Source organism: Streptomyces gottesmaniae, from assembly GCF_031845845.1.
In the GTDB taxonomy this organism is placed as follows: domain Bacteria; phylum Actinomycetota; class Actinomycetes; order Streptomycetales; family Streptomycetaceae; genus Streptomyces; species Streptomyces akebiae.
The window spans coordinates 204,479-218,379 of record NZ_JAVRFJ010000005.1; the positions used below are offsets into that span (position 1 = coordinate 204,479).

General features: G+C 71.5%; 11 protein-coding genes. 9 read left to right on the top strand and 2 right to left on the bottom strand.

Annotated features, from left to right (window positions below; genetic code table 11):
• The first annotated feature begins 239 nt into the window (after nucleotides 1-239).
• The 7 genes from RM704_RS08360 to RM704_RS08390 all read left to right on the top strand — a co-directional run bounded on the left by RM704_RS08360 (nucleotide 240) and on the right by RM704_RS08390 (nucleotide 10,027).
• Nucleotides 240-1,445: a S8 family peptidase gene (locus tag RM704_RS08360; protein ID WP_033531574.1), complete on the top strand. Its 1,206-nt coding sequence runs from the start codon at nucleotides 240-242 to the stop codon at nucleotides 1,443-1,445.
• Between the two features lie 233 nt (nucleotides 1,446-1,678).
• Nucleotides 1,679-2,041 carry a hypothetical protein gene (locus tag RM704_RS08365; RefSeq protein WP_311590381.1) on the top strand — a complete coding sequence of 121 codons (363 nt, stop codon included), beginning with the start codon at nucleotides 1,679-1,681 and terminating at the stop codon, nucleotides 2,039-2,041.
• A 3-nt stretch (nucleotides 2,042-2,044) separates the two neighbouring features.
• A complete protein-coding gene (locus RM704_RS08370; RefSeq protein ID WP_033531573.1) occupies nucleotides 2,045-3,166 on the top strand; it encodes a GNAT family N-acetyltransferase in 1,122 nt (373 codons plus the stop codon).
• A gap of 352 nt (nucleotides 3,167-3,518) precedes the next feature.
• Nucleotides 3,519-4,322, top strand: coding sequence for a glycosyltransferase family 2 protein (locus RM704_RS08375; RefSeq protein WP_033531572.1), 804 nt, complete (start codon nucleotides 3,519-3,521; stop codon nucleotides 4,320-4,322).
• Nucleotides 4,319-5,341 carry a glycosyltransferase family 2 protein gene (locus RM704_RS08380; RefSeq protein ID WP_033531571.1) on the top strand — a complete coding sequence of 341 codons (1,023 nt, stop codon included), beginning with the start codon at nucleotides 4,319-4,321 and terminating at the stop codon, nucleotides 5,339-5,341. Before RM704_RS08375 ends, RM704_RS08380 begins: the two co-directional genes overlap by 4 nt.
• Entirely contained in the window at nucleotides 5,338-6,162 is an 825-nt protein-coding gene (locus tag RM704_RS08385) for a polysaccharide deacetylase family protein (RefSeq protein WP_192829833.1), read from the top strand. The genes RM704_RS08380 and RM704_RS08385 overlap by 4 nt, the downstream gene beginning before the upstream one ends.
• Complete coding sequence (locus tag RM704_RS08390) at nucleotides 6,155-10,027, top strand: lipopolysaccharide biosynthesis protein (RefSeq protein ID WP_033531569.1); 3,873 nt, start codon at nucleotides 6,155-6,157, stop codon at nucleotides 10,025-10,027. The genes RM704_RS08385 and RM704_RS08390 overlap by 8 nt, the downstream gene beginning before the upstream one ends.
• Before the next feature lie 3 nt (nucleotides 10,028-10,030).
• Here RM704_RS08390 and RM704_RS08395 read toward each other — a convergent pair whose 3' ends face one another.
• Nucleotides 10,031-11,446 (bottom strand): GH39 family glycosyl hydrolase, encoded by a 1,416-nt coding sequence (locus RM704_RS08395; RefSeq protein WP_033531733.1) that lies wholly within the window; start codon nucleotides 11,444-11,446, stop codon nucleotides 10,031-10,033.
• Between the two features lie 146 nt (nucleotides 11,447-11,592).
• Here RM704_RS08395 and RM704_RS08400 point away from each other — a divergent pair, with 146 nt between their 5' ends.
• Both RM704_RS08400 and RM704_RS08405 read left to right on the top strand, forming a co-directional pair.
• Nucleotides 11,593-12,687, top strand: a complete 1,095-nt coding sequence (locus RM704_RS08400) for a DUF5925 domain-containing protein (protein WP_033531732.1) — start codon at nucleotides 11,593-11,595, stop codon at nucleotides 12,685-12,687.
• 30 nt (nucleotides 12,688-12,717) lie between these two features.
• Nucleotides 12,718-13,494 (top strand): DUF72 domain-containing protein, encoded by a 777-nt coding sequence (locus RM704_RS08405; protein ID WP_033531568.1) that lies wholly within the window; start codon nucleotides 12,718-12,720, stop codon nucleotides 13,492-13,494.
• Nucleotides 13,495-13,523: 29 nt separating this feature from the next.
• Here RM704_RS08405 and RM704_RS08410 read toward each other — a convergent pair whose 3' ends face one another.
• Complete coding sequence (locus RM704_RS08410) at nucleotides 13,524-13,892, bottom strand: GntR family transcriptional regulator (protein ID WP_033531567.1); 369 nt, start codon at nucleotides 13,890-13,892, stop codon at nucleotides 13,524-13,526.
• Nucleotides 13,893-13,901: the final 9 nt, after the last annotated feature.

Consider the following 13,901-nt stretch of genomic DNA (forward strand, 5'->3'; position numbering starts at 1 on the left):
ATACTTTCCCACTCTCAAGCGAACACACCCACCGTGTTCCACCCCTGTTCGATTTCAGCTGTGTGACAGAAACATGACAACGCTTCACGTCTCTTGATCTACCCCCGTAGAGCACCCAATCTGCTTACAGCCGCGAGCGGAACGCGACGCTCCCGGCCGTGAGTGCGATCCCGCACGCACCCCCCACGAACGCGCGCCACACCCATGCGCGCGTCGCCTATGAGGAGGAAACCCTCGTAATGGCACACCTGCGTAGCAAGAACTTCCGCGTCGCCGCCATCACCACCGCGGCGACCGCAGCCCTGCTCGGCGGTCTGACCGCGCTCCCCGCCCAGGCCGCCCCGGCCGAGGGCAGGGTGCTCGCGGCGGACTCCCCCACCGCCGTCAAGGGCAGCTACATCGTCACGCTCAAGAAGAACGCGGGCCTCAAGGCCGCGTCGAGCGCCGGCAAGGACCTGGTCGAGGAGTACGGCGGCTCGGTGAAGCGGACCTTCAAGTCCGCGCTCAACGGCTACTCGGCCGAACTCTCCGCCACCGAGGCGAAGAGACTCGCCGCCGACCCGGCGATCGCCTCCGTCGAGCAGGACCAGGTCTTCACGGTGGACGCCACCCAGACCAGCGCCCCGTGGGGCCTGGACCGCTCCGACCAGGCGTCACTGCCGCTCTCCGGCACGTACACCTACCCGGACAGCGCGGGCAGCGGTGTGACGGCGTACGTCATCGACACCGGTGTCCGCATCTCGCACGCCCAGTTCGGCGGCCGGGCGGTCAACGGCTACGACGCCGTCTCCAACGACAACGTGGCGCAGGACGGCAACGGCCACGGCACGCACGTCGCGTCCACCATCGCGGGCTCGACCTACGGCATCGCCAAGCAGGCGAAGATCGTGGCCGTGCGTGTGCTGAACAACGCCGGCTCGGGCACCACGGCCGGTGTCGTGGCCGGTATCGACTGGGTGACCGCGAACCACAGCGGCCCCTCCGTCGCCAACATGTCGCTCGGCGGCGGCGCCTCCACCGCCATCGACACGGCCGTCCGCAACTCCATATCCAGCGGTGTGACCTACGCCGTCGCGGCCGGCAACAGCAGCGCCAACGCCTCCTCGTACTCCCCGGCCCGCGTCACCGAGGCGATCACGGTCGGCGCCACCACCAACACGGACGCCCGGGCGAGCTACTCCAACTTCGGCGCGGTCCTGGACATCTTCGCCCCGGGTTCGTCGATCACGGCCGGCTGGTACACCAGCGACACCGCCACGAACACCATCTCCGGCACCTCGATGGCCACGCCGCACGTCGCGGGCGCGGCCGCCGTCTACCTGGCCGGCCACACCTCGGCCACCCCGGCCCAGGTCGCCTCGGCCCTGACCGCCGGCGCCGTCACCGGCAAGGTGACCAGCCCCGGCACCGGTTCCCCGAACCGCCTGCTGCAGATCGTCCCGTAAGGACGACCGCTCCACCGTGAAGAGAGGTTTCCCCGGAGGCGTGAGTCGCCTCCGGGGATTCTTCGTGTGCGACCGCGCATGTCCTCGCCGACGCATGACGATCGGGCGTACGGTCGGGTGTGGCGGGTCTCGACGTATTGACTCCCCCACGCCGCCTGAGCGACATTGAAGCCCGGCATCCGGCGCTTCAGGGGGCAAAGTCGCCAATGCAGACCTTGGGTATCAAGCCATCGTTGTCAAGCAGCGGCGGACCGCTGCTGGCGGGCGTGGCCGCGGCCGTGGCGGGGGTCGGCGCGGTGCTCGCGTTCGCCGACACCGACTCGGTGCTGCGCGGCCCGTTCACCCTGTTCTTCCTCCTCGTCGCGCCAGGAGCCGCCATCGGGGCCGTGCTGCGCGGACTGGAGCCGTTCGGCCGGGTCGTGACGTCCCTCGCGGGCGCGATCGCGGTGAACCTCCTCGTCGCCCAGGGCATGATCGCCACCCACTCGTGGTCGGTGACCCGTGGGATCACGGCCGTGACCGTGATCAGCTCGCTCGTCATCCTGCCGAGTCTGGTACGGCGCCTCGGTGCCCGTACGGAGAGAAGACGGACCTGAGACGTGGACATCAGTGTGTACCGCCCCGGCGAGCTGACCGCCGCGGACCGGGCGGCCTGGACCGCTCTGCAGTCGAAGGCCCATCTGCACGGCGCTCCCGAGCTGGCGAACCCCTTCCTGTCCCCGGAGTTCGCGCTCGCGGTGGGCCGCTGCCGCCGCGGCGTGCGGATCGCGGTCGTGCGGGAGGGCGGTGAGCCGGCGGCCTTCTTCCCGTACCAGAGATCCACCGTCGGGGTGGGCAGAGCCGTCGGTCTCGGCCTCTCCGACTGCCAGGGCGTGGTCCACCGGCCGGGCTTCACCTGGGACGCCGAGGAGCTGCTGCGGGCCTGTGGGCTCGCGGTGTGGGAGTTCGACCATCTGGCGGAGGGCCAGACGCCGTTCGCGGCCCATGTGACGGGCACGTTCCCGTCCCCGGTCATGGACCTGGAGCAGGGCTACGAGGCCTATCTCGGCCGGCTGCGGGCCGGCTCGCCGAAGTTCGTCCGCTCGACGTTCGCCAAGGAGCGCAGGCTCGGCCGCGCGGTGGGCGAGGTGCGCTATGTGCACGACGAGCGCGACCCGGGGGTCCTGCGCACCCTGATGGCCTGGAAGTCGGCGCAGTACCGCAGGACGGGCCGCAGCGACCGCTTCGCGCACCCGTGGATCACCCGGCTCGTGCACCAGCTCTTCCACACCCGCACCGACTCCTTCGCCGGCCAGCTGTCCGTGCTGTACGCGGACGGCAAGCCGGCCGCGGCTCATTTCGGACTGCGCTCCGAGCGAGTGCTGACATGCTGGTTCCCGGCTTACGACCCGGCGTTCGCGAAGTTCTCGCCAGGCCTGCTCCTGCATCTGCACATGGCCGAGGAGGGCGCCGCCGACGGCATCGCCTACCTGGATCTGGGCCGGGGGCAGAAGCAGTACAAGGATTCCCTGAAGACCCGGGAGATCTCCGTGTCGGAGGGGTGGGTCACCCGGCGCCATCCGGTGGCGCTCGGGCACCGGGCACGACGGGCACCGGTCCGCGCTGTGCGGAACACGGTGCTGGCGCGGCCGGAACTGTTCGAACCTGCCGATAAATTGCTGAAGCGGATGGGGAAATTCCGGTCGGGAGGTCAGGTAACGGACACAACAACAAAAAAGTGAGACCTCGTAAGAGGTCTTGCCATATGGTCTCAATCATCAATACCGTCTTGCATCGTTGTAAATAAACCCGCATCGGTCCGTCGGTACATGCTCCTAGGGGAGGGCTCAAGGAGCGCGGCGGTCCCGGCGCGGGGCGCGGTAGGGGGGTGCCGTGCTCGGTGACCGCACCGTTTACCGAGTCGTGCCGCGCGACCGACTGCCGAGTCGCGACAGTCGGCCGGCTTTGCCAGCTCACCCGGCATGCACGGAGATCGACTTCGCCATGCCGTAAGTGAGAACCCCCCTTTCGAACCGGACAACATTCCGAACCACCCAGGGGCGGGTGGTTCACCGGACGAGAGGGACCAGACTCATGAGCTCAGTTCTGCGCCCGGCGATACCCGAACCGGTCACGTACCGGCCGATCTCCGACCACCTGGCCATCGCGCCGCCGGTGAGTGTGGTGATCCCCGCCATGAACGAGGCGGAGAACCTTCCGTACGTGTTCAAGACGCTGCCGGGCTGGATCCACGAGGTGGTCCTGGTCGACGGCAACTCCACCGACGACACCGTCGCGGTGGCCCGGGAACTGTGGCCGGACGTCAAGGTCGTGCCGCAGCAGGGCAAGGGCAAGGGGGACGCCCTGATCACCGGCTTCGAGGCGTGCACCGGCGACATCATCGTGATGGTCGACGCGGACGGCTCGGCCGACGGCCACGAGATCGTCTCGTACGTCTCCGCCCTCGTCTCGGGCGCCGACTTCGCCAAGGGCTCCCGCTTCGCCAACGGCGGCGGCACCGACGACATGACCCTGATCCGCAAGCTCGGCAACTGGGCGCTGTGCACCACCGTGAACCGCAAGTTCGGCGCCCGCTACACCGACCTGTGCTACGGCTACAACGCGTTCTGGCGGCACTGCCTCGACGAGATCGACCTCGACTGCACCGGTTTCGAGGTGGAGACCCTGATGAACATCCGGGTCGTCAAGGCGGGCCTGAAGGTGCAGGAGATCCCCAGCCACGAGTACCTGCGCATCCACGGCGCGAGCAATCTGCGGGCCGTGCGCGACGGACTGCGGGTGCTGAAGGTGATCCTGAAGGAGCGCTCCAACCGGCGTGCCCTGCGCCGCCGTTCGCACGCGACGACGCTCACCGCCGGGCGGGGAGAGTCGTCTTGAACGAGCCGACCGTCTCGGTCGTGATCTGCGTGTACACCGAGGACCGCTGGGAGGACATCCTCGCGGCGGTCTCCTCGGTGCGCGCCCAGTCCCGGCCGGCCCTGGAGACGCTCCTGGTGGTGGACCACAACCCGGCCCTCCTCGAGCGTCTCACCAGGGAGTACAAAGAGCATCAGGAGAGCGGCGAGGTCCGGGTGCTGGCCAACGCGGGCCCCCGCGGGCTGTCCGCGGGCCGCAACACGGGCATCGCCGCGTCGTACGGGGAGATCATCGCCTTCCTCGACGACGACGCCGTCGCCGAGCGCGACTGGCTGCGCTACTTCGTCGAGGGGTACGCCGACCCCCGGGTCATGGCCGTCGGCGGCCGTACGGTGCCCGTGTGGGCGTCCGGCCGCCGCCCGGCCTGGTTCCCCGAGGAGTTCGACTGGGTGGTGGGCTGCGCCTACAAGGGGCTGCCCGGTGGTGTCGCCGAGGTCCGCAACGTCCTCGGCGGCAACGCCTCGTTCCGCCGCAGCGCCTTCGACGCGGCCGGGGGCTTCGCCACCGGTATCGGCCGTGACGGGGACAAGCGCCCGCTGGGCTGCGAGGAGACGGAGCTGTGCATCCGGCTCTCCCGGGCCCGGCCGGAGGCGGTGCTGCTGCTCGACGACCGGGCGGTGATCCACCACCGGGTGCCCGACGCGCGGGAACGGTTCGGGTACTTCCGGGCGCGCACCTACGCCGAAGGCCTGTCGAAGGCGCTGGTGGCGCGGAGCGTGGGCGCGGGCAAGGGGCTGGAGTCGGAGCGCCGGTACACCACCCGGGTGCTGCCCGCCGGGGTGGCGCGCGGGCTGCGGGACGCACTGCTCGGCCGCACGGGGGGCGCGGGACGTGCGGGCGCGATCGCCGTGGGGGTGGCGGCGGCGGCCGGAGGGTACGTTGTCGGGAGCGTCCGGGCCCGCAGGGGCGAGGTCACGTTCTCGGTCGGCGGGATTCCGGGCGGCCCGGTCGGCAAGGGGGGCGAGGGGGACTCGTCATGACGGAGACGACGGGGACGGCGAGGGCCGCGACAGCGGCCGTGCCGATCCTGATGTACCACGCGGTGTCCGCCGCGCCGAACGACGCCACCAGGGACCTGTCGGTGACGCCGGAGGCCTTCGCGGCACAGATGGCGCTCATCGACGACCTGGGCCTCACCCCGGTGGACACCGCGGCCCTGGCGGCGGGTTGGCGGCTCGGCCGTCCGCTCCCCGCCCGGCCCGTGCTGATCACCTTCGACGACGGCTACGCGGGCGTGCACCGGCATGCCCTGCCCGTCCTCGCCAAGCACGGCTTCGCGGCCTCGCTGTTCGTCACCACGGGCTGGATCGAGGGCCCCCACGACAACGGCGGGGCCCTCGACACCATGCTCGGCTGGGACCAGGTCCGCGAGCTCGCCGACAACGGCGTGGAGATCGGCGGGCACAGCCACACCCACCCGCAGCTCGACATGCTGGACGACGACCGGCTCCGGTTCGAGCTGCGGCGCTGCCGCCAGATCGTCGCCGACGAACTGGGCACCCGGCCCGTCTCGTTCGCCTACCCGTACGGCTACTCCAGCCGCCGGGTGCGCGTCGCGGTGCGGGAGACAGGGTTCGCCCAGTCGCTCGCGGTCGGCAACGCGCTGGCCCGGCGCGCGCAGGGGCCGTACGCGTTGCGGCGGGTCACCGTGCGGCACTCCACGGGCATCGCGGAGTTCGAGCGACTCGTCGAAGGCCGCGCGCTCGCCCGCGACTTCGCCCGGGACCGTGCCCTCACCAAGGGGTACGCCATGGTCCGAAGAGCACGACAGGTCCGGAAGGCCATCCGTTCCCGTGTCTGACACGACGACCACCACGGCTCACGAGGCCGAGAACACCACGACCGAGGCGGCCGAGCCCGGTCCCGGGGCCGGCCGCGGGCTGCGCCTGCCCGGGCTGCGCAAGGGGGCGGGGGGCGACCAGCTGTTCCGCAACGCCTACGCCCTGATGCTGAACACCGGCATCTCGGCCGTGCTCGGCCTCGGCTTCTGGCTGGCCGCCGCCCGCTACTACACCGAGGCCTCGGTCGGTCAGGGCTCCGCCGCGATCGCCGCGATGAAGCTCCTCGCCGGGCTCACCGCGCTGACGCTGACCGGTGCCCTGGCCCGGTTCATCCCGGTCGCGGGGCCGGGCACCGGACGGCTGATCTTCCGCACGTACGCGGGCAGTGCGGTGATCGTGGCGCTGGCGGCGGGCGTGTTCCTGCTGACGCTGGGTCTGTGGGGTTCGTCGTACAGCTTTCTGCACGATCCGCTCTACGCCGTGTTCTTCGTGCTCGCGGTGGTCGCCTGGTCGACGCTGACGCTCCAGGACGGGGTGCTCACCGGGCTGCGCAGCGCGGTGTGGGTGCCGGTCGGCAACACCGTGTTCTCGGCGGTGAAGCTGGTGCTCCTCGTGGTGTTCGCCGCCGCCGTCCCGACCATGGGCGTCTTCGTCTCCTGGGTCGCGGCGATCGCGATGTCGGTGCTGCCGCTGGGCTGGCTGGTGTTCCGGCGGCTGATCCCGCGGCATGTGCGGGCCACCGAGGGCCACACGCACCCGCCGTCGCTGCGGGAGATCGGCCGCTTCCTGGCCGGTGACTACACGGGCTCCCTCTTCTCGCTCGCGGTGGTCTATCTGGTCCCGGTGATCGTCGCCGCCCAGGTCGGCTCCGCCGACAACGCGTACTTCTACATCACCACCACCATCGGCGGCACGGTCAATCTGCTCGCCATCAACATGGGCGCCTCACTGACCGTCGAGGGCGCCCACGACCCGGCACGCCTGGCCGCCAACACCCGGGCCGCGCTGAGGCGGATGGCCCGGATCATGCTGCCGGTGTGCGCGGTGCTGTTCTTCGGGGCGCCCTGGATCCTGGCCGTCTTCGGGCAGGGCTACGCGGACGCGGCGACCCCGCTGCTGCGCTGGTTCGCGGTCGGCGCGGTCCTGCGGGTAGTCATGGAGACGTACTTCGCGGTGCTGCGCGCCCAGAGCCGCACCGCCGGACTCGCCTGGCTGCAGGGCCTGCTGTGCGCCCTGGTCCTCGGCCTGACCCTGGTCCTGCTGCCGCGGATGGGGCTGACCGGCGCCGGCGTCGCCGAGATCTCCAGCCTGGCGGTGATCGTGCTGATCGCCGCGCCACGGCTGTACCGGATCCTGCGCGGCGCCGGGCCCGCGGAGGTACCGGCGGACGCGGCACCCGACGGCGATCTCGCCGACCTGGGCCGGGTGGCCTCGGCCGCGAAGAGGCAGGGCGGCGCCTGGTCCGGGCGCCTGGACTCCGACACCCTCGCCCTCGGCATCCATGTCGACTTCGACCATCTGGAGCGCCGCCCGGACGTACGGCCCGGCCCCGGCACCCCGCCCACCGGAACCGCGGTGCCCCGGGGGGACCACCGGCCGGCCTGGGCCCAGGACCGGCCGACCCGTCCGCTGAGGCCTCCGTCCACGCCGGGCCTGCCGGTGGAGGACCGTGAGCCGGGTTCGGAGTCCTCCCCGGGCCCCGCGCGGGTCCCGGAGGTGGACGCCCCGTTCGAAGAGGCCGTGGGGGAAGCGGCCTCGGCAGGAGAGGCCGGGAAGCTGGAGAGGCCCGTACGTGAGCCGGTGAAACCCCCGGCCGAGGAGGCGCCGTCCGCCCAGGACGCGCCTCGGGTGCCCCTGCGCGAACGCCCGCACCCCACGATCACCGGGCTGGTCCTCGGCTTCGTGCTGCTCTGCGCGCTGCTGCTCTACTGGGTGCCCGCGCTGGCGCTGGACGACTCCGACCTGGACCGCATGGGCGGCCTCGGCCTGATCTCCGTGCTGCCCACGCCGACGCTGATCGGGGCGGGCCTGCTGGCCGTCGTGTTCGCCGCGCTGCTGTGGCCGGCCCGGGAGCACCGCGGTCTGCTGCTGATCACCCTCCTGGCCACCGTCTTCTCCCTGCACGCGCTGCCGGCCGTGATCGAGACCGAACCCCGGTTCGCCACCGCCTGGCAGCACCTGGGCTTCATCGACTACATCGACCGCACCGGCTCGGCCGTACCCGACCTGGACGCCCGGTGGAGCTGGCCGGGGTTCTTCGCGGCGGCGGCGTTCGTCGCGCGGGCCTGCGGGGTCACCGACTTCACCGAGATCATCCGCTGGTGGCCGACGGCCATCCAACTCCTGTACCTGGCCCCGATGTTCCTCCTCGCCCGCCATATGCGGGCGAGCTGGCGCGCCCGGTGGACGGGTGTCTGGATCTTCGTCCTGAGCGGCTGGGTGGGCCAGGACTACTTCTCCCCGCAGGGCTTCACCTACCTCCTCTACCTGGTCTTCGTCGCGATCCTCCTGGTCTGGTTCCGTGCCCCGCACATGCTGTGGGGCACGGTGCGCCCCGGCGAGGCGGAGGTGGAGCCGACGGACCGCCGGCAGCGCGCGGTGCTCCTGGCGGTCCTGATCGCGCTGTACGCGGCGACGGTCCCGGCCCACCAGCTCACCCCGTTCGTGATGCTGGGCGTCCTCGCGGCCCTCGTCCTGATCGGCCGCTGCGAACTGCGCGGTCTGCCCATCCTGTTCGCCGTGCTGGTCGCCGTCTGGGTGGGCTTCCTCGCCGAGCCGTACTGGTCGGGGCACTTCGACGAACTCTTCGGCGGGGTCGGCGGTGTGGGCGGGAACGTCACGTCCTCGGTCTCCGGCCGCATCGGCGAGGGCAGTTCGACCCACAAGCTCGTGCTGTACGCGCGCGTGGCGCTCGCCGGCTCGGTCATGCTCCTCGCCTGCTACGGCTTCTGGCGCCGCCGCGGGAACAGGTACCGCGAACGCTCCCTGCTCGTCCTGACGTTCGTGCCGTTCCTGGGCTTCGGGATGCAGTCCTACGGCGGTGAGATGGCCCTGCGGGTCTTCATGTTCGCGCTGCCGGGCGCCGCGCTGCTGGCGGCTCTCGCCCTCTTCCCGCGCACCGGCGTCACCGCCGAGGAACGCGACAAGGACCGGGTGAGCCTCGCCCCGCTGGCCGCCCTCATGGCCGGTCTCGTCCTCATCGGCGGCTTCCTGGTCGCCCGCTGGGGCAACGAGCCCTTCGAGCGCGTCCGCCCGGGCGAGGTCGCCGCCATGGAGTACGTCTACGCCCACGACGACCCGACGGTACGGCTGCTCTGGCTCAGCGACGACCCGGTGAACAACGTCACGCCCGCGATGCCGTGGGGGGCCCGGGACATGGAGAAGGTCGAGTACGTGCCGACGCTCGCGCCGATCGACCCGGTCCTGGTGTCCGGTGTGGCCAAGGCGCTGAAGGACGCGGGAGCCAACTCCTTCCTGATCGTCAACCGCAGCCAGGTCACCAACCTGCAGATGGACGCCGGTTACTCCGGGAACTGGGATTCCCGGCTCATCCAGAGCCTCGACAGGCGCGCCGACATCGAGCAGGTCTTCTCCCACCCGGACGCCACGATCTTCGCCCTGCGCGACCAGCCCGGAAAGGCCCCGGACCCCGATCCCGGCCCGATCGGTCCCCAGGTCACCTGGACCCCGTGGTCGGTGGTGGGCGGCCTGGCCGCGATCGCCCTGATCGTGCTGCTGGGCGTCCGCGAGATGGTCCGCGTGGCGGTCCGTCCCGGTGTCCGCCAACTCCGGTGGCTCCAGAGCAGCTTCTGGTTCAGCCTGCCCCTGCTGGCGCTCCTGCTGGCATCACTGGTGCAGCGCTTCCTGACCATGGGCGCGTCGTGAGGCTCACCTCTTCAGCCACTTCACCTCGTAGGCGGCCATGTCGAACTTCTGACCGTCGATGTCCGCGCCGATCTTCCGGTCGAGGGTGTTGACGACGAGCACCGCCTCGTCGTCGGCGAGCACGCGGACGTTGGGCTTGTCATCGGCGGCGACGGACACCGTCTCGTACCGGGTGCCCGGCGGGAACTCCTCGCCGAACCGGGACAGCAACCCGTACATGGGCAGCTCCTCGCCCCCGTCGCTCTTGTCGGTCGGAGTCCACAGGCACCCCGGGCACTCCCCGGTCCTCTCCTCCGGATTCCAGTAGAACCCCGAGGTGGCACCGCCCTTGGCCATCGCCATCAGCCCGGAGGCATGCACGGCGACCCGGCGGTTCTCGGACCAGCCGTGCCGGTTGTCGTCTCCGTCGGCGGGCTCGACGTAGTACTCGGCCCACCACAGCGGCAGATCGCCGGACCGCTCCCTCACCCACCGGCTCACGGCCGTGAACTTGTCGGTCGCGGCGAACTCGTCGGGGACCAGCTCGTCGTCCCTGGTGTAACTGGAGCCGTCCACCACCACGAAGTCCGCGCCGACCTTGTTCTCGTTCCAGTAGTCGAAGGCGTCGAGGACCCGCTGGTCCAGGGCGCCCCACGGCCCCTTCAGCGACGTCGACGCGTTCTGCTCCTGCCGCGGATCGAGGCTGTCCATGACGAGATAGGGCCCGCCGACCATGATGTCCTCGTCGACCTGCTTCAGGGCCTTGTGCACGAGGTTGTACAGCTCGGTGTATCCCTCGTAGTCCCAGCGGGCCTCCGCGTCGTTCCAGAAGCCCTTGAACTCGTTCCACACGATGAAGTGCCGTACGTCCGGGTAGCGCTTGGCGACGGTGGCGGCGAGGGCGGCGTAGTCCGCGAAGTGCTCGGGCTCGGGCGCGGTCTCCAGCGCGGCCTGGCTCCAGTCCGTCCTGTCGGCGCCGGACCTTCCGCCCTTCATCCAGTCGGGCGCGCAGCACAGGGTGACGACGGGGGTGCCGCCGGTGGCGCGGACGAAGTCGATGCGCCGGTCCATCTCCTCGAAGTCGTAACGCCCCTCGACGGGTTCGGGGTTGTCCGCGCCCCAGCCCATGATGTGCTGGATCTGCGGCAGGGGCTGCTCACCGAGCCGCTCCTCGACGCGCTCGACAGCCGTCCCGCTGCCTTCGTCCGCGCTGAACTGGGTGTGGGTGAAACCCCAGCCCACACGGGGTCCGAGGTCCCCCGGCGGGGTCGCGGGCGTGCCGTGCACCTTGTCGCCGTCGGGCGTGGTGCCGGCGGTGCTGCCGTCCCCGGGGAGGGTGTGCAGCAGCGTCACGACGAGGGCCAGCACGGCCACCCCCACGCCGACGAGCGCGGTGAGCCGCCACCGCCGGTCCCCCGCATACCACCCATGACGTCCCATCATGGGCAACAGTAACCGCGCGGACCCGCGCCGGGGGAGCTTCCGCCGGTGAACTCCTGGGCAATCGGGCGGCTCACGGACGGACACCACCGGCGCGCCACGGAAAACCGATGCACGGGGAGCCCTCGGTGACGGATCATGGCGACATGTCTGCCAACCCACACGACGCACTGCCGATCCGGCTCAACGTCGACGACAGCGACTCCCCGTCCGACGTCGTCGACGCGCTGTTCCTCGGCCGTTTCGCGACGGGCGAGCAGCCGTACGCGCACGCGGCGAACATCGACCGGGTACGGTCCGGGGCCACCCTGTTGCCCCCGGGCGCCCGGGTGCTGCGCGCCGCGCGGGACGACGACCGCAGCGCGACCCTCGCCGAGGGCGACGGCTGGACGGTGCTGATCTCCCGCTGGAACCGCGGCGCCGACGTCACGGTCACCGCGACCACCGCCGAGCTGGCGGAGAAGGTGCTCGGCCAGGCCACCGACGGCGCGGCCGACGAACCCGAGCCGCAGCCGGAGAACGTGACGATGGGCTTCTGGTACGTCTCGCCGCGCCGGGGCCCGCACCGCACGACCCGGCAGATCTCGGCGGGCACGTGGGAGGAGGTACGGCCGAACTACACGGCCCCGGTGGCGGACGCGATGGACCGCCTGATGAAGACGACCCCGGAGGACATCGCGGGCCGTCTTCTGCTGCTGCACGGCCCGCCCGGCACCGGCAAGACCTCCGCGCTGCGCACGCTGGCGCGTTCCTGGCGGGACTGGTGCCAGGTCGACTGCGTCCTGGACCCCGAGCGGCTCTTCTCCGACGTCGGCTATCTGATGGACATCGCGATCGGCGAGGAGGACGCGGCGGGCAAGGGCCGCTGGCGGCTGCTCCTGCTGGAGGACTGCGACGAGCTGATCCGGGGCGAGGCCAAGCACACGGCGGGCCAGGCGCTCTCCCGGCTGCTGAACCTGACGGACGGCCTGCTCGGTCAGGGCCGCAACGTCCTGGTGGGCGTCACCACCAACGAGGACCTGGAGCGCCTCCACCCGGCCGTGGTCCGGCCCGGCCGCTGTCTGGCGCGGATCGAGGTGGGCGCGCTGACCCGCGCGGAGGCGGTGGGCTGGCTCGGCACGGACGAGGGTGTCGGCCGCGAGGGCGCGACCCTGGCCGAGCTGTACGCGCTGCGTCGCGGCACGTCACCGACCTCGGTGCCGGAGCCGCGGGGCGGGGCGGACGCGGGGCTGTACCTGTAGGCGATCCCGCTTCGGTGTTTTCATGGATGTATGACCGTGTTCGTCGGCACGTCGGGGTGGCAGTACAAGGACTGGCGGGGCGCCCTCTACCCGGAGCGCTGCCCCACCCGGTTGTGGCTGGAGGAGTACGCGGAGCACTTCGCGACGGTCGAGCTGAACAACGCGTTCTACCGGCTGCCCACGCGGGAGAACTTCGAGGCGTGGCGGGACCGGGTGCCGGCGGACTTCGTCGTCGCGGTGAAGGCGAGCCGGTACCTGACCCACATCAAGCGCCTGCGGGACCCGGAGGAGCCGGTGCACCGCCTGATGAGCCACGCGCAGGGGTTGGGCGACCGTCTGGGCCCGGTCCTGCTGCAGCTCCCCCCGACGCTGAGGGCCGACGCCGATCTGCTGGACACCTGCCTGGGCTGCTTCCCCTCCGGCACCCGGATCGCGGTCGAGCCCCGCCACGACTCGTGGTGGACCCCCGAGGTCCGCGAGGTCCTGGAGTCCCGCGGCGCGGCCCTGTGCTGGGCCGACAGCCGTTCCCGCCCGGCCACTCCCCTGTGGCGCACCACCGACTGGTGCTACCTCCGCCTGCACCAGGGCCGGGCCCGCCCCTGGCCCCACTACGGCCGCCAAGCCCTGACGACGTGGGCCCACCGCGTCGCCGACACCTGGCCCGCCACCGCCGACGCCTACGTCTACTTCAACAACGACCCCCACGCGGCGGCGGTGAGGGACGCGACGACGTTCGCGCACGCGGCACGGAGCGCGGGCCTGCGGCCGACCCGCACACCGAAACCGCGACGGCCTGCGCGGACCTGAGCCACCGGCGCGGGCCCGGCCCCGGGGTGCTACTCCGCGTACGCGGCCCGCAGGGCGTCCCGGGCCACCGCCAACGCCTCCGCCTCGCCCAGCCCGAGGCGGCGCGCCCTCTCCGCGTACGCCCCCGCGGCGACCGCCGCCTCGCGCTCCGCGGCCGACCCGGCGGCGGCCACGAACGTCCCGTTGCGCCCGCGCGTCTCGATCACCCCGTCGGTCTCCAGCGCCCGGTACGCCTTGGCGACGGTGTTGGCCGCGAGCCCGAGCTGCTCGGCCAGCCCCCGTACGGTCGGCAGCCGGTAGCCCACGGGCAGCGCGCCGGAGCGGGCCTGTTCCGAGATCTGGGCGCGCACCTGCTCATAGGGTGCGCCCCCTTCCACGATGCGAATGTTCAAGGTCACGCGGCGATT

Excerpts from the sequence above, each read along its gene's own strand:
- RM704_RS08360 (WP_033531574.1), top strand. The coding sequence starts at position 240 with ATGGCACACCTGCGTAGCAAGAACTTCCGCGTCGCCGCCATCACCACC.
- RM704_RS08375 (WP_033531572.1), top strand. The coding sequence starts at position 3,519 with ATGAGCTCAGTTCTGCGCCCGGCGATACCCGAACCGGTCACGTACCGG.
- RM704_RS08385 (WP_192829833.1), top strand. The coding sequence starts at position 5,338 with ATGACGGAGACGACGGGGACGGCGAGGGCCGCGACAGCGGCCGTGCCG.
- RM704_RS08395 (WP_033531733.1), bottom strand. The coding sequence starts at position 11,446 with ATGGGACGTCATGGGTGGTATGCGGGGGACCGGCGGTGGCGGCTCACC.
- RM704_RS08400 (WP_033531732.1), top strand. The coding sequence starts at position 11,593 with ATGTCTGCCAACCCACACGACGCACTGCCGATCCGGCTCAACGTCGAC.
- RM704_RS08405 (WP_033531568.1), top strand. The coding sequence starts at position 12,718 with ATGACCGTGTTCGTCGGCACGTCGGGGTGGCAGTACAAGGACTGGCGG.